Source organism: Tenacibaculum skagerrakense, from assembly GCF_004345825.1.
Taxonomy (GTDB): Bacteria; Bacteroidota; Bacteroidia; order Flavobacteriales; family Flavobacteriaceae; genus Polaribacter; species Polaribacter skagerrakensis.
Window position 1 is genome coordinate 471,181 of record NZ_SLXM01000001.1, and the last position, 18,162, is coordinate 489,342.

The window sequence follows — 18,162 nt, forward strand, 5'->3', positions numbered from 1 at the left end:
TTTTTTAATTATAAAGAGAGTCTTGAGTTTTTTAACTGCATCCATAGTAATTTATAATAATATCAATCAAGTAAAGGATTTACTGAATGATCTCACTTTATATAATGGTAAAATACAAGTTTTTGTAATCGATAACTCAGATCAAAACCATTCACAGTTTTTTTCGAATATAGATAAGGTTAAGTATCTATTTAACAATAAAAATCTAGGATACGGAAAAGCACATAATATAGCTATCGATAAATCTATTGAGTTAGGTTCTAATTATCATATTATACTAAATCCTGATATCAGACTTAATAAAGGAACTTTAAATTCTATTGTCAATTTCATGGAAAACAATCCTGAAGTAGGAATGTGCAGTCCTAAAATTCTATTCCCAAATGGAGATTTACAATACTTATGTAAACTAATTCCAAAACCTCAAAATTTATTAATTCGAAGATTTTTACCTAGTAAGAAAATTATTAGCAAGCATGATAATAAGTATGAGTTGAGGAATTTTAGTTATAACCATAATATAGAAATTCCTTATATTTCAGGATGCTTTATGTTTGCAAAAACTAGTATTTTAGAAAAGGTTAATGGCTTTGATGAACGCTTTTTTTTGTACTTTGAAGATTTGGATTTAACAAGAAGAATAGGGCAACTATCTAAAACCTATTTTTTTGCAGAAACTTTTGTTTATCATGGGTATAATAAAGAATCGTATCGAAATAATAAAGTTTTGATTTATCACATGAAAAATGCAGTTAAATATTTTAATAAATGGGGTTGGTTTTTTGATAAGGAGAGAAATGAAATTAATAAAAAGACCCTTTTACAACTAAATAAATGACTAACTTAATAAAGGTAATATCATATTTTTCAATATTCAAGTATCCTTTAACAGCTGATGAGATTTTTTATTTCTCAGATAGAAAAGATAAAGATACTGTGATGGAAGAATTGAAAATGTTAGAAGAAAAAGGTGTAATTTATGAAAGTGAAGGTTTTTATTCTGAAGTAAAAAGCGATGATTTAATTTCAAGACGTTTAAAAGGAAATAAAGAGGCAGAACTTATAATGCCTAAAGCTTGGAAGATTTCTAAATTTATATCTAAATTCCCATATATAACTTCTGTTAGTATTTCCGGATCTTTGTCAAAAGGCTATTTTGAAGATAAAAGTGATATAGACTTTTTTATAATTACGAAGAAAAATAGATTGTGGATTGCCAGAACATTTTTAATTCTGTACAAAAAAATCTTTCTTTTAAATTCTAATAAGTATTTCTGTGTAAATTATTTTATGAGTTCAGGCCACTTAGAAATTGAAGAGAAAAATAGGTTTACTGCTACAGAAATTGCAACTTTAATTCCAACTTACGGAAAAGATATATTTCATGATTTTGTAAATAAAAATAATTGGGTTTATGAATATTACCCAAATTTTAAGCTGGAATCAGAAAATACAAAAACTATTTCAAAAAACTTGATTTCTAGGAGTGTTGAAAAAATACTGAATAAGAAATTAGGAAATAAATTAGAACGATTTTTTATGAAAATAACGATAAAGAAATGGAATGACAAATTCCATCATTTGTCTAAAGAAGATTTTGAAGTTGCCTTTAAATCTTCCGAAAATGTATCTAAGCATCACCCAAGTAATTTTCAAAAGAAAGTATTAGACTTATTAAATGAAAAATACGAGAACATAGAAAAAAAACATTACATAAAACTTACGCCAGAAAATGTTTAAAGTAGCACTAGCAAATTCATATTTCTACCCTTTTGATGAAAAACAATGGAATAATCAAACACCTTTTCCTCCTTTAGGAACTATTTATGCTGCTTCTTTATTACGAGAAAATGGTTATAATGTAAGTCTGTTTGATACTTGTTTGTTAAATAACATCAATTCTGTTGAATCTTTTTTAGATGAAAATGAGCCAGATGTTTTTGCTATTTATGATGATGGGTTTAACTATCTGACCAAAATGTGTTTAACTACAATGCGAGAAGCTGCATTTGAAATGATTAAGCTAGCTAAACAAAGAAATTGCAGAGTGTTAGTTTGTAGTTCAGATGCGACTGATCATTCCGAAAAGTATTTAAATGCTGGAGCAGATTTTATCATTCAGGGAGAGGGTGAAATTACTCTAAAAGAAATGGTAACAGCTATTGAAAATAATGATGATTTATATACCATTCAAGGAGTTGTTTATAAAAATGATGCGGGAGAGTTTATTAAAACAGGAAAAAGAATTGTGTATAAGCAATTAGATGATTTTCCAATGCCAGCTTGGGATTTGATCAACATGGATGCTTATAAAAGCATTTGGAAAAAAGGAGGAAATGAATTTACATTAAATATAGCAACAACTAGAGGTTGTCCGTTTAAATGTAATTGGTGTGCAAAACCAATTTATGGTAACAGGTATAATTCTCATTCGCCAGAATATATTGTAAATCATATAAATTTTTTGAAAGAGACTTATGGAGTAAGCAAATTTTGGATGTGCGATGATATTTTTGGATTAAAACCAAATTGGGTTCAAGAATTTAATTCCTTATTGAAAGAGCGAGAGTTAAAAATCCGTTATTATATTCAAAGTAGAGCAGATTTATTATTAAAAGAAGATACAATAGATGCTCTAGCAGAAAGTGGACTTACTGAAGTTTGGATTGGAGCAGAGAGTGGATCTCAAAAAATACTTGACGCTATGGACAAAGGAACTACCATAGCACAAATTGAAGAGGCTACAAAATTATTGAAACAAAAAGGGGTAAAAGTTGCATTTTTTATTCAATTCGGATATTTAAATGAAACAAAAGAAGATATTAACCTTACCATTAAAATGATTCAGGACTTACTGCCAGACAATATTGGAGTTTCTGTTTCTTATCCTTTACCAGAAACACCTTTTTACGAGAAAGTAAAGGAAGATTTAAAGGTAAAAGCAAATTGGACAGACTCTGATGATTTAGCAATGATGTTTCAAGGAACATTTAATTCAAAATTTTATAAAAAATTACAACGATATACCCACAAAATATTCAGAAGAAGTCAAGGTGTTAGCTTTTTAAAGAAAATTTTGAAATCTCCATTTTCTTTAAAAAAGAATGAACTAAGATTAATTTGTCTGTTACCTTATTATGCGATTACCTCTAATATTCAAGCTAGGCAATTAAAAAGATTACAAAACACAAATGCATAGTTTTTTCGACATAGCAGCTGCCACCTATGATGATACTTTTACCAATACCAAAATAGGTTTAGAGCAACGGAAAAAAGTATATCAAAGTTTAGATTTTATTTTAAATCAGGATAAAAAACTTAATATACTAGAATTAAACTGTGGTACAGGAGAAGATGCAATTGCGTTTGCTAAGAAAGGTCATAAGATTATTGCAACAGATATTTCGGAAGGAATGATTGCCGTTTCTCAATCTAAAAATTCATATGAAAATCTTCATTTTGAAGTACTAGATAGTAAAGCTATATATCAAGACAGATTTAAGAATAATTTTGATGTGATTTTTTCTAACTTCGGAGGATTGAATTGTCTTTGTTTTGAAGATCTAAAATCTGTAATTAACGATAGTTTTTCAGTTTTAAAACCGAAAGGTAAATTTATTATGGTTTTAATGCCAAAGAATTGTTTGTGGGAGCAAATTTATTTTTATGCAAAAGGAGATTTTAAAAAAGCAAAACGACGAAGTACAACAGATTCGTTACTAGTAAATGTAGAAGGCGAAGATGTGCCAACTTGGTATTATAATCCAAGTGATATAGAAACAATGTTGCCGAAAGATTTAAAAATAACGAACATTCTACCAGTTGGTTTTGCAGTGCCTCCTTCTTATTTAGAAAATTCTATTTTGACTAAATCTATTTTGTGGCCTGTTTTAAAATCAATTGAAAAAAGAATTAAACGTCCGTATTTTGCAAAATATTCAGATCATTTTTTAATTGAATTAACAAAAGAATGAGTGTAGTTTTAACCCATGCATATTATATCTTTGAAGATGAGAAGGAGCAGAATATTATGCGTCCCTACGCTCCTTTAGGTCTACTATACATTTCAAGCTATCTTACTAAGAATAACTTTAAGAATGAGGTTTATGATTCAACCTTTTATTCTTACCAAGAACAGCTATCATTTATTTATAAAAATCAACCTAAAATAGTTGCGATTTATACAAATTTAATGACCAAAATTAATGTTGTTAAATTAATGAAAGAGTTAAGGTCGAATCCGAAATATGGAAATCCAGCAATTGTTTTGGGAGGCCCAGATGTAACTTATAATTGTGAAAATTATTTAAAAGCAGGTGCCGATTTTTTGATTATTGGAGAAGGAGAACAAACCAGTTATGAATTATTTTCTGCAATTGTAGAAGGTAATGATTATAGCGAAGTTCAAGGAGTTGCGTTTTTAGATGAAGAAGGGAATGTGAAGAAAACTCCTTCTAGAATCAAAATGAAAGAATTAAAAGACTTACCATTGCCTAATCGTGAGGCAATTCCAGTTCATAAATATTTAGAAACTTGGAAAGAGCATCATGGTAAAAGTTCAATGACGGTAAGTACGCAACGTGGTTGTCCTTATACATGTAAATGGTGTAGTACGGCAGTTTACGGGCAGAGTTATAGAAGAAGACCTGCTGATTTAGTTGCTGAGGAATTAAAATTATTAAAAACAACATATAAACCAGATACCATTTGGTTTGTTGATGATGTTTTTACAGTGAGCCATAAATGGTTAAAAAGCTTTCATGAAGAGGTAATTGCACAAGACGCAATAATTCCATTTGAATGTATTACCAGAGCAGAGAGATTAAATGATGAGATTTTACAACTGCTTAAAGAAGCAGGTTGTTATAGAATTTGGATAGGAGCTGAAAGTGGTTCACAAAAAATCATTGATGCTATGGATAGAAGAGTAGATGTCGATGTGGTGAAATCTGCTATTCAGAAAACCAATGAATTGGGAATTGAAACAGGTACTTTTATTATGCTTGGATATCCTGGTGAAGATATGACCGATATTAACAATACCGTTCAGTATTTAAAAGATGCCAACCCAACACATTTTACAATAACGATAGCTTACCCAATAAAAGGAACATCTTTGTATAACGAGGTTGAAACAAAAATTACCAACAAACCTGAGTGGCAAACTTCAACAGATAGAGATATTGATTTCAAACGAACTTACAGTAGGAAATTTTACGATTACGCAGTTCGTTATGTAGTGAATGAGGTCAATAGTTCTAGAAATAAGTCAGTTGTTTCCTATGGAAAAACAAAAATAAGATCCATACTAGCACAAGTAGGAATGCGAATTTATAAATAAGAATTAATGAGTGATTTTCGCAGCAATGTTACAGTTGTTATACCTACAAGAAATAGGTTAGAATCTTTAAAAAGAACGTTGGTTTCATTAAAGAATCAATCACAATTACCTAAAGAGATTATTGTAGTCGATTCTAGTGATGATAAAATTAAAGAGGAAGATATTAATAATAGCTATACATTTTCACAGCTATCACTAATACATTCTAAACCATCAGTTTGTTTACAAAGAAATATAGGAATTGAAAAAAGTAATTCTGAATACATTTTTCTTTGCGATGATGATATGGAACTTCCCGAAAACTATATAGAATCGATTTCAGAATATTTAAATGAAAACCAAGATGTTAATATCGTAAGTGGTTTGGTTGTTGAGAAAAGAAATGAAGGATGGAAATATTCAGAAACCAGAATCTCATTTTTAAAACTTTTAGTATATCACATTTTTGGTTTATCAGTTTGGGCTGAACTTAAACTCAAAGACTTTTCAAAGAATAAGCTTATTCAAAACTTCGTAAAAAATTATTTAAAAAAAGGAAATAGAATTGCCAAGTCTGGTTGGCCTATAGTAATTAATTATGAGTTGCCAGTTTTTAAGACACCTATTTACAGTTTAATGTGTGCTATAGTTAGATCTGAAACAATTAAAAAGTCACCTTATGATGTAGCTTTTTATGAAAATGGAATTGGAGATAATTATGATGTGTTAATGTCTATGAATAGTGAAATCACAGTTTTAAGTACTATAAAAGTTAAACACCATAAAGCACCAATAAACAGATTAAAAACTGAACAAGCATATTATTATAGAGTATCGGCTTTACATTATATCTTGTTAAAATTTGAAAGATTTGATACTCGTAATTTAGCCTTTTTCATGTGGTCAATTATGGGAAATTCAATGCTTTTTTTATCTAAAGGAAGATTTAAAATGTTAGGATATAACATAAAATTATTAACCAGAATTTTAGCTAACAAGAGCATTTATAATTAGGAATGATAAAAACGTTATTAAAAGCATATCGGTTGATACCTATTTCGAAGAGAAAAAAACTTTCAGGTTTTTTCTCTTACTCCTTTATAAATACAGTTCTAGATTTTATTTCCTTAGCGCTATTAATTCCGGTTATTTTAATTTTACTAGATAAAGAAAGAGTAAAAACTATTTTTTTAGAGCATTTTAATATAGAATTAAACAACACATTAACAATTGTGTTATTATTGAGTTTGATTGTTTTTTATGTGGTGAAAAACTTAATACAAACCTTAATCATTAAAAAACAGTCAAGGTTTATTTATAGTATTTCTACAGAGATTTCAAGGAACTTAATGAAGAAATTTATTTACGATAACTATTCTAACTATAATAAAACAGATAAGAGTTCTTTTTTTAGAGACGTTTTTCAATTACCAATAGTGTTTTCTACAAACATATTAAATTCGTATTACACCATTTTTTCGGAATTGATTATTTTGTTTGTAATTATCATAATTTCAGCAATCTATAAACCAATGGTTACTGTATTGGCATCTATATTCTTATTTTTCTTTGTGGTTGTTTTATTATGGTTTAAAAGAAGAAAGTTAAATGTGTTTAGTGAAATCATTGTAAAGTTATACGAAAAGAACGTTAAAAACATAACCAATATTCTTCAAGGTTTTATTGAAATTAAATCAACTAGAACAGAGAAGAAATTTCAAAAAGTATATGAAGTTTCAAGTGCAGAACATAATCAGCAATTAGCATTACAAACCACCTTCAAGCAAACAAATTCTCGCTATTTTGAAATTTTAATTGTAACAGGGTTATCTGTTGTTATCATATTTTTTATGTTTAGTGCAGAGGCAGTTAATGTTTCGGTATTATTATCTTTTTTTGCTGGAATTAGCATAAAAATTTTACCTTCTTTCAATAAAGTTTTAAATGCTTATGTGAGTATAAAATCAAATAAAAGCTGCATCGATTTATTAGGAAATTATAGATTTACTGAAGAAAAACAATCTAGTAGGTTACATTTTATATCTAGTTTAAAGCTTAGAGATATCAGTTTTAGTCATGGAAAAAAAACATTGGCTTCCAAATTAAATTTAACGGTTGAAAAAGGAGATTTTATCACAATTTCTGGAAAATCTGGAGAAGGTAAAAGTACCTTGTTACAAGTAATGGCGGGTTTATTGCAGCCTAAACATGGTGATATTTTACTTGATGAGATTAGTATTCATTCAAATGAAAATATTTTTGATTTTGTTGGTTATGTATCTCAACAACCTTTTTTGTTTCAGGGTAGTGTGTTAGATAACATTACCATGTTAAACCACGAAAATCTAAATGTTGATTTTGTTAACCAACTTATTCAAGAGTTAGAACTGGAAGATTGGGTAGCTTCTTTACCAAATGGATTAGATTCTGAATTACTAATAGAAAGTAAAACTTTATCAGGAGGACAAAAACAAAGAATAGCTTTGGCAAGAGCTTTATATTTTAGACCTGAAATATTACTATTAGATGAATCTACTAATCAATTAGACGAAAGACTAGAAAAGAAAGTTTTCACTTTTCTAAAATCTCTAACGGACGATAGAAATGTTACTATTGTAGCAGTTTCTCATAACAACACCATAAATAATTTCGCGAAGAAAAAGTATGTTTTAAAAAACAAACAACTAAACATAAAAGATGTCTAAAAGATTACTGTTTATAACACCAATTTTCCCAAAAAAATTAGAGGAAGATTATGTCGTTCCATTTTTAGCTCAGTTCACTTATGTGTTTGCAGAACAAACAGATGTTGTAGTTGATGTTATCAGTCTTGCATATCCGTTTGAAAAGATAGAATATAAATTAAATAATGTGACAGTTTACGCCATTGGAAGTAAGTTTATTTCTCCAATAAAGCAATTTCCTTTTATGCTAAGAGCTGTTTATAAAGGAGTTCGTTTACATAAAAAAAATAAGTATGATGGTGTTTTATGTTTTTGGTATAGAGAAGCTGCTCTAGTTGGCGTATTATTAAATAAATTATTAGGATTAAAATTAAGAGTTTGGTTTTTAGGCCAAGATGTTCAGAAAGGAAATAAGTATATTCCATTACTACGAATCTCGCCTAAAAAGCTTATAATGATTTCTAAGCAACAGCGGGAAATTTTTTATAAAAATCATAACATCTTTATAGATAAAATCGCAAATGTAGCATTTGACAGGAAAAAATTCCCTGAATTGAACAAGGATGAAAGACCAATAGATATTATAGGAGTTGGAAATATTGGCTTCATAAAAAATTATGCACTTTTTTTAGATATTATCATAGTATTGAGGGAGTTTTTCCCAAATCTCAGAGCTGTCATTTGTGGTGCAGATGCAGGTCAAAAACCTTTACTAGATAAAAAAGTACAAGAAAACCAATTAGAACAAAACATAACTTTTACTGGAAGGATTTCGTTAACGGAGGTATATGATTACATGAACAAATCAAGGGTGTTTTTACATACCTCAAACGCTGAAGGCGCAGGTTTGGTTTTACAAGAAGCTTTATACTTAGGTTGTAAAGTTGTTAGTACTATTGAAGTTGAAGAATCTGATGAAATTAAAAATCATTTTTTCTTTAGTAAAGATACCGATGTTTTAACTAATAACATAAAAGAGTATTTAAATAACCCTTTTGAACCAGTTAGAATTGAAAGGTTTAAAATGGAAGACACTATCCAATGCATTTACGAATCTTTTTTTAACTAGCATTTTAATTAGTAGTTCTTAAGTTCGTTTTTTTATTTATTTTTTCAAAGAATGTTGGTTTCGGAGTAAACGGAACATTAAAAAAGTTGAATATTTTTTCAAATTCAGAAAGGTGATTTAACTTATCGATGGTTGTCTCAATTACTTTGATTTTTGGAAATTCTTTTTTGAATCTTTCTGCTTGGGAATAAGTTTCGTCAACGTACCAGTTTAAATATTTAAATTCAAACTTTTTCATAAAATTAGGTTTGTTAACTTTTTTTACTTGAAATGGATTGAACCTGCTTTTTAAAACTCTAATATAAAAGTAGAACAAGCGATATTTTATTTTATCATGAAAAGGGACTTTATGAATTGGACTTTTCATTAATGGATTGATCAACCAAATTAATCCGTTGTGAATTAAAGGAGTACAATTAACTCTATAAAAGCTGTCAACAATTTCTTTTTTACTTCTCTTTAAAAATATAATACCAATCTCTTCCTGCGGAATATGATTAGGCAGTAACCAACCAAAACCTTTTATAAAACAATGATTTGTTTCTATATAACATCTTTTATCTGCTAAAGAATCTTTTATTGTCTTTATTTTAAGAGGAATATCCTTTTCCATTTTCGATTGATCTCCTCTAAGAAAAGAAACCATAGGTTTATCGTTCATTATTGGGGAAGGTTCATGAAAAGAAGCAAAGCCCTCTACTTCCTCTAATATTCCTGCTAAATAATTAGAGCCTGATCTACCGGTATTGATACAGAAAATATATCTAATCATTTATAACTTTATTATTGCTTTTCTTTAGTGCAAAGGCACAAATTATTTCTTTTTCTTTGAATTCTTTGAAAAGGGATTCCTTTTTTATTTTCTTGAATATATCAATACTTCTTATATCAACTTTTTCACTTAAAAAATCAACAACTTCCCAGTCAAATATAGAAAAGGTTTGTTTCATTTTTTCTATATTATGTTTATAGTTTTCTATAAATAATACCTTATTGTTTTCATCTTTGAAACTTCTAGAGTTTCTTTTTCCAGATAAATTTGGGCTTAAAAAAGAGATAATAATATGTCCTTCAGGTTTTATAACACGATTCCATTCTTTAAAAGTTTTACCAAGTTCTTTTACATAACCAATCATTAAAGATGAAAGGATAATATCTGTACTGTTGTTTTCCATAAAAGGAAGTTTTTCATCCTTTACTACAAAACTTTCAACTTCTGGATATTTACTTATAAACTTTTCTAACATACCTTTAGAAACATCACATGCAATATATTTTTTAGGATTACACTCTAATAAACTAGAATAATTTGTGCCAGTTCCAGCTCCGATATCAAGTATTATTTTTCCGTTTATATCCAGTTTATTAAATATCTTGTTAAGGATTAAAGAGTTATAAAAAACAGCGATATTTCCTTTACTTAATTCATCATCATAGGTTTTTGATAAAATGTTATAAGCCTTGGAAGCACTCAACTTTTTACTAAACAAGGAATGATATACTTTACTAAACATTTTTATATCGAAATTTTTAATCCTAAATTGAAAAACCTAAAATAGCGATAATTACAGACATCCCACCAATGGAAAAAAAAATTGATTTTTTATGTATAGGAGCTCAAAAATCTGGCACCTCTTGGTTATATAAAAATTTGCAAGACATAGAAGAATTTAGTTTGCCACAGGTGAAAGAAATACATTATTTCGATAGAAGTAGCACATATCCATCGCCGTCTAAAAAATCTTTTTCAAGCCGTGTTTTAAACCCAAAGTATGTAGCAAGAGCCATTGGAAGTATTGTAAAAGCAATTTTTCAAAGAAATTTCAATAAAGCTGCATTTGTTTTTAAATGGAATTTTGCATTGAATTACAATGATAAATGGTATTTGTCATTATTTAAAAATCTAAAAGGTTATAAAGGGGAAATAACACCAAGTTATTCCATCTTGGAAAAAGAGGATATTAAGAAAATACATAAACTATTACCAGATGTAAAATTGATTTTAATGCTTAGAAATCCTATTGATAGAGCTTGGTCACACTACAGGTCTGGAGTTAGTAAAACATATAAGTTTGATATCAATAACTTAGATAGTTCTGAGATTATAAAATTTATGAAAAGCGAGGAACAAACAATGCGCTCTAATTATTTAAGAACTATAGATAATTATTTAGAGGTGTTTAAAAAAGAACAACTTTTAATATGTTTTTATGATGCCATTATAGATTGTTCAGATATTTTAATTAAAGACATCTTACATCATATATGCGGAGAAAATTCAATAGCTATTAATCATCTTAATTTAAGAGAAAATGTTTCAGTAACTCGCAATAAAGTTACTTGCCCCGAAGAAGTAAAAGAATTTTTAAAAGAAACTTATTACCATCAAATTAAAGAATTATCTGAGAAGTATGGAGGATATTTTACAAAATGGTATGAAGAGGTTTATAATGAGGGAATTCTAGATAAAAAGAGAACTTTTACATCAACGCTTACACCAGAAAAAGCGGAACAAAATTTCTAATAATTATCTTTTTATGATTTTGAAAAGCGTTCATATTTGTGGAGGAATTCATAACAATACCAGAAAAAACATTAAGATTGTTAACGACAAGATTGTACAAATTAGTACCGTTGGCAAAGATGTTATAGAGTATAAAGAAGGTATTTCCTTTCCTGATGATGTTATAATTTATCCGGGTTTAATTAATTCTCATGATCATTTGGCGTTGAATACGCATCCTATTTTAAAGAAAAGAACTTATAATGATTATATAGAATGGTCGAAAGAAGATTTTGATAAGGAAAAGAAGGAAATCAACAGTATTCCTTTTGAATTAAGATGCCAATGGGGAATGCTCAAGAATGTAATTCATGGTTTTACTACTGTTTTGCAACATGATAAATGGAGCGATGCAATTACTTCAGAAATGTTAGATGTTTATACGAAACCAAGAATAATACATTCCATAGAGTTTGATCGTAAATGGAAATTAAAGGCATTAATACCTTACAGAAAAAAAAAGATTATTCATTTGGCTGAAGGAAAAAGTAAAAAAATACTTCAGGAACCTCATGAGTTATTAAAATATAGTCTGTTTTCTAAACAAACAATTTTGGTTCATGGTATTTCTCTTAAAGCAAAAGAAGCAAAGAATTTTGGAGGGCTTATTTGGTGCCCAAATTCAAATATTCATTTGTATGATGAAACAGCAAACGTAATAGAATTAAAGAATAGTTTACCAATTTTATTTGGTACAGATTCTACTGTAAGTTCAGATTGGGATTTATGGAAACATATTAAACAAGCAAAAGCTTTAGAGTTGCTTTCAGATGATGAATTATACAATAGTTTAACTGTTACTCCGAGTAATTTATTTGGTTTTACTAGTAAAGGAATAATAGAGGAGAATAAGTTAGCCGATATTGTGGTTTCTAGAAAGAAAGATATTGATAGTATAAGTTCTTTTTTTAAGCAGAATAATGAAGATATTTTACTAATTATAAAGTCTGGAGAAATTGTTCTTTTTGATGAAATTATTCTTGAAGATGTAATATCTAAAGTTTCAGTTGAAAATTTTGAAAAAATTAAAATAGGGAATAGTATCAAATACTTGAAATTTCCTATTCAAAAGCTTGTTCAGCAAATAAGAGATTATTATCCCAATTTCGAATTCGATTCCTATTTTACAATTCACTAAAATTGAGTCAATTTTATCAATTTGAAATTAAATTAATCAAACTACATATAGCCTAAAATCCTTTTTTATATTTGATTGCTAATTAAAATCGGTAAAAAAACAATGTTTAATGGATAAAAAGGAATCACTTTTCAGTAAACCGTGGAAAAGTAAAAAAGCACCTAAAAGAATACTAGTAATAAGGTATCAAGCTTTAGGTGATGTATTCATTACATTCCCTTTTATTTCTGATTTAAGATCTAGATACCCTAATACTGTTTTTGAATTATTGGTTAGAGATGCATACGCTGATTTACCTTCAAAAATGAAAATGTTCAGTGAAATTCATACAGTAATTAGATCAGAATCAAAATGGCAACGAATTAAATCATTCTTTAAAGTACGATTAAAGCTCTTGTTTAAGAGATATGACATTGTTATCGATTTACAGCGAAATCATTATTCTCGATTTATACGACAATCTTTTTTCCCAAAGGCTTATACAGAGTTTGAGCGATATGCTCCTGAGCTCGCATCAGAAAGAACTAAAATAGCTATTGAAAAGTTGGAATTAGGAGTGTCTAAAATGGATTTTACTTTTGCAAAAGAGTTTCCTAAAGATCCAACAATGATAGATTTATTAATCGAAAATGGTTGGAATGAAAACAATAAGCTCATTTTATTAAATCCTGCGGGAGCATTTATTACTAGAAACTGGTCGTTAGATAACTACGTAGCTTTAGTAGAAAAATGGTCAGAGAACAATCCGAATACTCAGTTTGTAATCCTGGGTATTGAAAGATTAAGGAAAAAAGCCGAAGAAATAAAGAAAAGAGTAGGAGATAAGATTATAAATCTAGTAGGAAAAACTAATGTTTCTCAGGCCTACAGTGTGGTGTTAATGTGTGATTTGACGTTAACTGAAGATTCAGGTCTTGGTCACTTTTCTTGGTTGTCTCATATTCCAACAGTAACAATGTTGGGTTCTACAAGAAGTGATAAGTCTGCACCTTATGGAGACCATACCTACTTTTTTGATTCTTCAAACTTAGCATGCGGTAACTGTATGTTGCGCGAATGTATTCATGAAGAGGTAAAATGCATGGAGCAAATTAAAGTAGAAGATGTATACACAAAAATGAAAGAATTGGTTACTTATTGAAAAGCAGATTAAATATTGACTTAAATAAGATGCTTTTATAGGTTTTTAAAATGATGTTCAGCAGAACTGTAAGATTGATACAAGTCTTTCTTAGTTTGCTCATCAAGTTCTATTAGTTCCTTTTTGTTTTTTAAAATGGATTGCTTCTTTATATTTTCCGATCTATCTCCAAGGATTCCTGTAGTCTTTTTTAACTTATATTCTGGAGTTAATGGTTCGTTTAATTCCAAGAATTCACTTAACTTAGAAAGAGTTTCAGATGTATTAGAAACAATATCTTCGTAAGTAACAAATGTTTGCTGGCTAGGATGTAGCTTTTTGCTGAATTCTAATAAATAAGTAATCCTCTCTTGGTAATAGGAAACATAATCAAAATATTCAGATACGCCATTATATGCTTTTTTGAGTTTTTTCATACTCGAAAGCGTTTCGTGAGGATCTCTAATTAGAAAAATAAATTTACCATTTGAATCTTTTAATAAATCATGGTTTGGAGTAAGATGATTATGTAATACCTGATCAGTGAAATAAGGAAATTTTTTAAAAAAGGATTTGTTATTTACTCGTCCAAAAAATTCTGATTTCTGAAAATCGTATGTTGATTTATAAACACGGGCTTGTTCTCCCGAACCAATTATTGAAGGATTACTAGATAAAATATGTTCTAAAAGAGAGCTTCCAGATCGCATATGCCCCATTATAAAAGCAGGTGATCCGGATTTAATTACATTGAAATAACTCTTGATTATAAATTTCTTAGCTTTACTCATTTCCTAAAATTTCTTATCAATAATATCGCAAATACGATGTTCTATAAATAAATGTACTTCTTGAATAATCGGTGTTTTAGTAGAGCTTACGATAATATTTTTATTGCAATATTCATTCATTAAACCACCGTTATTCCCACTTAACCCGATAGTAAAACAGTTCTTTTTCTTCGACTCTTTGAGTGCATTAATAACATTTCTGCTATTCCCGCTAGTGCTAATTGCAATAACTACATCTTTTTCCGTAACAAATGCTTCAATTTGTCTTGAAAAAACATTGTAGTAGGTAAAGTCATTACTTACTGAAGTAATCACTGAAGTGTCTGTTGTTAAAGCGATTGCAGGTAAAGCTTTTCTATTTTTCTTGTTGAAACAACCAACAAGTTCTGCTGCCATATGCTGTGCATCTGCCGCACTACCACCATTTCCTAATATATAAATTCTTCCGCCAGCTTTTAAACGTTTAGAACATTCATTAGCAACATATATAATTTCTTGCTCGTAAGCTTTTATAGTCTCTCTTAATACTAGAATATGTTCTTCTAAGTTTTCTAATATCATTGTTTTATCTTGTTTATTATACTAGTCGTGCTTTTTCCTTTAATATAATCAATTACAACCGTTGATTTAGCAATATCATTTCCAACAATATCTTGAACTTTATAATCACCTCCTTTAACTAGAACATCTGGTTCTATAATTTTAATTAATTCATAAGGTGTTTCTTCATTAAAAACAATAGTATAGTCAACACTCTTTAGAGAGTTTAATAAGTAAGCTCTATCATATTCAGAATTTATTGGACGATTATCTCCTTTTAATTTCTTTACGGAATTATCAGAATTTACACCAATAACAAGAATGTCTCCCATTTTTTTAGCTTGTTCGAGATACTTTACATGTCCTAAATGCAAAATATCAAAGCATCCGTTTGTGAAAACTATTTTCTTATGCTCTTGTTTTAGTTTCGCTAGAGTGACTTTTAAATTCTCAATGTTTTTTACGTTGTGTTCAAGAGCATTAATTTCACTTATGGAAGCTGTAGCTACACCAATTTTTCCAACAACAACTCCAGCCGCTAGGTTTGCAAATTCAATAGCCTCATCGATAGTTTTATTCTCTGCAAGTTTATAAGCTATTGCAGCAATTACAGTATCTCCGGCTCCTGTAACATCGTATACTTCTTTGGCTTTGGTAGGAAAAATTTTTAAATGGTCGTTAAAAATTGCAATACCTTCTTTACCAAGTGTTATAACTGAGATTGTTAAATTATAATCTGATTTTAATTGAGAAATTCCTTTTTCTAAAGTATTATGATTAATATCGAAATTAGTAATACTACTAGCTTCTTTTTTATTTGGAGTTAATAAGTATGCACCAGAATATTTAGAATAATCTGAACCTTTAGGATCTACTAATACTTTTATGTTTTTTTTAGCAGCAAACTGTATAATTTTTGATGTCAACTCTTTTGTAAAGAGCCCTTTGTTATAATCAGATAAGATGACGATATCGTAGTTTTTAACTATATTTTTATAGCGTTCAAAAACGCTATCAGATGTGTCGCTAGTAATTTCTTTTACATCTTCTTTATCGTAGCGAACAATCTGTTGATTTGAAGAAAGAATTCTTGTCTTTTTTGTTAATACCCTTCCTTTTTCAACGATTAAAAATTCAGTGCTAATATTATTTTTTTCAAATAAACTTTCGATTTCCTGAAAACTGTTATCATCTCCAATAACACTTAAAATATCGGCATTTGCGCCAAAGGCTAAAAGGTTATTTACTACGTTTCCAGCACCTCCAATATTGGTAATGTCGTTATTAATTTTTACAACTGGAACAGGAGCCTCTGGTGATATTCTATGAGTAGAACCTATGAGGTAATTATCTATAATAATATCTCCTATAACTAAGATGTTCTTCATTATTTATGATTCCAATTAAATGATTGTTTGATATAAGGAATATACTGTTTAATTCCCTCTTCTAAGGTATATTTTGGAGAGTATTTCAAATACTTTTCACTTAGACTGATATCTGCCTGTGTATTCATTTGATAATTACTATGTGGATTTTCGAAATAGTCTACAGTTAGATTTGTGCCTAATTCTTTTTGTAAAATAGTGACTATATCTAAAAAGCTCCTGCTTATGCCTGTGCCAATGTTATAAACACCGTTGGTTACTGGGTTACATGCTAGTAAAGTAGCGTGAACAACATCTTTTATATAAACAAAATCACGTAGTATCTTATCTGATCCAAAAAATAATTTAGGAGCATTATTTGATAAAATTTGATGTCCTAATTGCATAATCATAGATGATGTTTTTCCTTTAAAAAATTCTCTTTCTCCGTAAACATTAAAATATTTTAAACCAATTATTTGAATATTCTTCTTTGTTTTTGAATAATTTGAGGCAATTTGATCCATTGCATATTTTGAGAAACCATAAGGAGTATTTGGTTCTTCCTCTCCTATTTTTTGTGGAGCAGTTGAATTTCCGTAAGTAGCTCCTGAACTTGCATAAACTAGTTTTGCGTTATTTACTTCAGCAAGATGTAAGATATCATAAAAACTATTAACGTTAGTTCTCATAATTACTTCTTGATCATATACTCTTGTATCTGAAATAGCTGCTAAATGAAAGATGTAATCTATATTATAATCGTTCAACTTTTTCAAATCGTCTTGCTTAGAAATATCACCGCATATAATGTTTCCATTGAACCCTATTAAATTTTTATAGTGTCCGAAGCTTTTTAAATTGTTGTTGTTAAAAGTTTCATTATTTCTAAAGATATCAAAGATGATTACTTCACAATCAGGAAAGTTTTCTTGTAAAAACCAAGCAATATTAGATCCTATAAAACCTGCGCCTCCTGTGATAAGAACCGTTTTGTTGTTAAAGTTTTCGTACATAGGTTAGTTGTCAACTTTTTAGTTTAGAAATTGCATTTATTTCTTTTATGGATGATATCATAAATTTAGCTTTACTATTCTCCTTACTAATATCTTGATTGTTATTGATTAATATGGTGTTTTTAATACCAAAGTTAATGGCTGTCTCTATATCAGTTTCTTTATCGCCTATAAGCCATGAGTTAATTTTATCTATCTTATATTTTTTGTCAGTAAAATCTAACATACCCGTATTGGGCTTTCTACAATCACAATTATCTTGAGGTATGTGTGGACAAAACAAGACTTCTAGTATTTTGATATTTTCTTTTTTAAATTTATCCAGCATCCAATCAGTAAGGTGTAAATAGTCTTCTTTTTTATAATATCCTCTACCTATACCACTTTGATTGGTGATTATGATAAGCTCAAAACCACGGTTTATAAAATCACGACAACTATCAAAAACTCCGTCAATAAATTCAAAGTCTTTTATTTTATGAACATAACCAATGTCTTTATTAATGACACCGTCCCTGTCTAGGAAAATTACTTTCATAAGAGTTTAGTTTGTG

General features: G+C 28.8%; 18 protein-coding genes. 11 read left to right on the forward strand and 7 right to left on the reverse strand.

Going from position 1 to position 18,162, the window contains the following annotated elements; all coding sequences use genetic code 11:
* The first annotated feature begins 22 nt into the window (after positions 1-22).
* From EV195_RS02150 to EV195_RS02185, 8 genes are all read left to right on the forward strand, one after another.
* On the forward strand, positions 23-838 hold the full coding sequence (locus EV195_RS02150) for a glycosyltransferase (protein WP_132792276.1): 816 nt from the start codon (positions 23-25) through the stop codon (positions 836-838).
* Positions 835-1,740 carry a nucleotidyltransferase domain-containing protein gene (locus EV195_RS02155; RefSeq protein ID WP_132792279.1) on the forward strand — a complete coding sequence of 302 codons (906 nt, stop codon included), beginning with the start codon at positions 835-837 and terminating at the stop codon, positions 1,738-1,740. Before EV195_RS02150 ends, EV195_RS02155 begins: the two co-directional genes overlap by 4 nt.
* On the forward strand, positions 1,733-3,199 hold the full coding sequence (locus EV195_RS02160; RefSeq protein ID WP_132792282.1) for a B12-binding domain-containing radical SAM protein: 1,467 nt from the start codon (positions 1,733-1,735) through the stop codon (positions 3,197-3,199). Before EV195_RS02155 ends, EV195_RS02160 begins: the two co-directional genes overlap by 8 nt.
* A complete protein-coding gene (locus EV195_RS02165; protein ID WP_132792285.1) occupies positions 3,192-3,974 on the forward strand; it encodes a class I SAM-dependent methyltransferase in 783 nt (260 codons plus the stop codon). The genes EV195_RS02160 and EV195_RS02165 overlap by 8 nt, the downstream gene beginning before the upstream one ends.
* Complete coding sequence (locus EV195_RS02170) at positions 3,971-5,341, forward strand: B12-binding domain-containing radical SAM protein (protein WP_132792288.1); 1,371 nt, start codon at positions 3,971-3,973, stop codon at positions 5,339-5,341. Before EV195_RS02165 ends, EV195_RS02170 begins: the two co-directional genes overlap by 4 nt.
* Positions 5,342-5,347: 6 nt before the next feature.
* Positions 5,348-6,334 carry a glycosyltransferase family 2 protein gene (locus EV195_RS02175; RefSeq protein ID WP_132792291.1) on the forward strand — a complete coding sequence of 329 codons (987 nt, stop codon included), beginning with the start codon at positions 5,348-5,350 and terminating at the stop codon, positions 6,332-6,334.
* A 335-nt stretch (positions 6,335-6,669) separates the two neighbouring features.
* Positions 6,670-8,025, forward strand: a complete 1,356-nt coding sequence (locus EV195_RS02180; protein WP_165915668.1) for an ATP-binding cassette domain-containing protein — start codon at positions 6,670-6,672, stop codon at positions 8,023-8,025.
* Positions 8,018-9,073 (forward strand): glycosyltransferase, encoded by a 1,056-nt coding sequence (locus EV195_RS02185; protein WP_132792297.1) that lies wholly within the window; start codon positions 8,018-8,020, stop codon positions 9,071-9,073. The genes EV195_RS02180 and EV195_RS02185 overlap by 8 nt, the downstream gene beginning before the upstream one ends.
* 4 nt (positions 9,074-9,077) lie before the next feature.
* On the opposite strand, the gene EV195_RS02190 is transcribed toward EV195_RS02185, so the two are convergent.
* Together EV195_RS02190 and EV195_RS02195 are read right to left on the reverse strand one after the other, a co-directional pair.
* Positions 9,078-9,845: a hypothetical protein gene (locus tag EV195_RS02190; RefSeq protein ID WP_132792300.1), complete on the reverse strand. Its 768-nt coding sequence runs from the start codon at positions 9,843-9,845 to the stop codon at positions 9,078-9,080.
* Positions 9,838-10,587 carry a class I SAM-dependent methyltransferase gene (locus EV195_RS02195; RefSeq protein WP_132792303.1) on the reverse strand — a complete coding sequence of 250 codons (750 nt, stop codon included), beginning with the start codon at positions 10,585-10,587 and terminating at the stop codon, positions 9,838-9,840. Before EV195_RS02195 ends, EV195_RS02190 begins: the two co-directional genes overlap by 8 nt.
* Before the next feature lie 68 nt (positions 10,588-10,655).
* On the opposite strand from EV195_RS02195, the gene EV195_RS02200 reads away from it, so the two are divergent.
* The 3 genes from EV195_RS02200 to EV195_RS02210 all read left to right on the forward strand — a co-directional run bounded on the left by EV195_RS02200 (position 10,656) and on the right by EV195_RS02210 (position 13,915).
* Entirely contained in the window at positions 10,656-11,597 is a 942-nt protein-coding gene (locus EV195_RS02200) for a sulfotransferase domain-containing protein (protein WP_132792306.1), read from the forward strand.
* A gap of 13 nt (positions 11,598-11,610) precedes the next feature.
* Positions 11,611-12,774 carry an amidohydrolase family protein gene (locus EV195_RS02205; RefSeq protein ID WP_132792309.1) on the forward strand — a complete coding sequence of 388 codons (1,164 nt, stop codon included), beginning with the start codon at positions 11,611-11,613 and terminating at the stop codon, positions 12,772-12,774.
* A 109-nt stretch (positions 12,775-12,883) separates the two neighbouring features.
* Positions 12,884-13,915 carry a glycosyltransferase family 9 protein gene (locus EV195_RS02210; protein WP_132792312.1) on the forward strand — a complete coding sequence of 344 codons (1,032 nt, stop codon included), beginning with the start codon at positions 12,884-12,886 and terminating at the stop codon, positions 13,913-13,915.
* A gap of 35 nt (positions 13,916-13,950) precedes the next feature.
* On the opposite strand, the gene EV195_RS02215 is transcribed toward EV195_RS02210, so the two are convergent.
* Genes EV195_RS02215 through gmhB form a run of 5 tightly spaced genes read right to left on the reverse strand, consistent with a single transcriptional unit; the run spans position 13,951 to position 18,146 of the window.
* Positions 13,951-14,685 (reverse strand): sulfotransferase family protein, encoded by a 735-nt coding sequence (locus EV195_RS02215; protein ID WP_132792315.1) that lies wholly within the window; start codon positions 14,683-14,685, stop codon positions 13,951-13,953.
* A gap of 3 nt (positions 14,686-14,688) precedes the next feature.
* The gene (locus tag EV195_RS02220; RefSeq protein ID WP_132792318.1) at positions 14,689-15,246 is read right to left on the reverse strand and encodes an SIS domain-containing protein; all 558 of its coding nucleotides are present in this window, start codon (positions 15,244-15,246) and stop codon (positions 14,689-14,691) included.
* Positions 15,243-16,613, reverse strand: a complete 1,371-nt coding sequence (gene rfaE1 / locus EV195_RS02225) for a D-glycero-beta-D-manno-heptose-7-phosphate kinase (RefSeq protein WP_132792321.1) — start codon at positions 16,611-16,613, stop codon at positions 15,243-15,245. Before rfaE1 ends, EV195_RS02220 begins: the two co-directional genes overlap by 4 nt.
* Positions 16,613-17,608: an ADP-glyceromanno-heptose 6-epimerase gene (gene rfaD, locus EV195_RS02230; RefSeq protein WP_132792324.1), complete on the reverse strand. Its 996-nt coding sequence runs from the start codon at positions 17,606-17,608 to the stop codon at positions 16,613-16,615. The genes rfaE1 and rfaD overlap by 1 nt, the downstream gene beginning before the upstream one ends.
* Before the next feature lie 10 nt (positions 17,609-17,618).
* Positions 17,619-18,146 (reverse strand): D-glycero-beta-D-manno-heptose 1,7-bisphosphate 7-phosphatase, encoded by a 528-nt coding sequence (gmhB, locus tag EV195_RS02235; RefSeq protein WP_132792326.1) that lies wholly within the window; start codon positions 18,144-18,146, stop codon positions 17,619-17,621.
* Between the last annotated feature and the right edge of the window lie 16 nt (positions 18,147-18,162).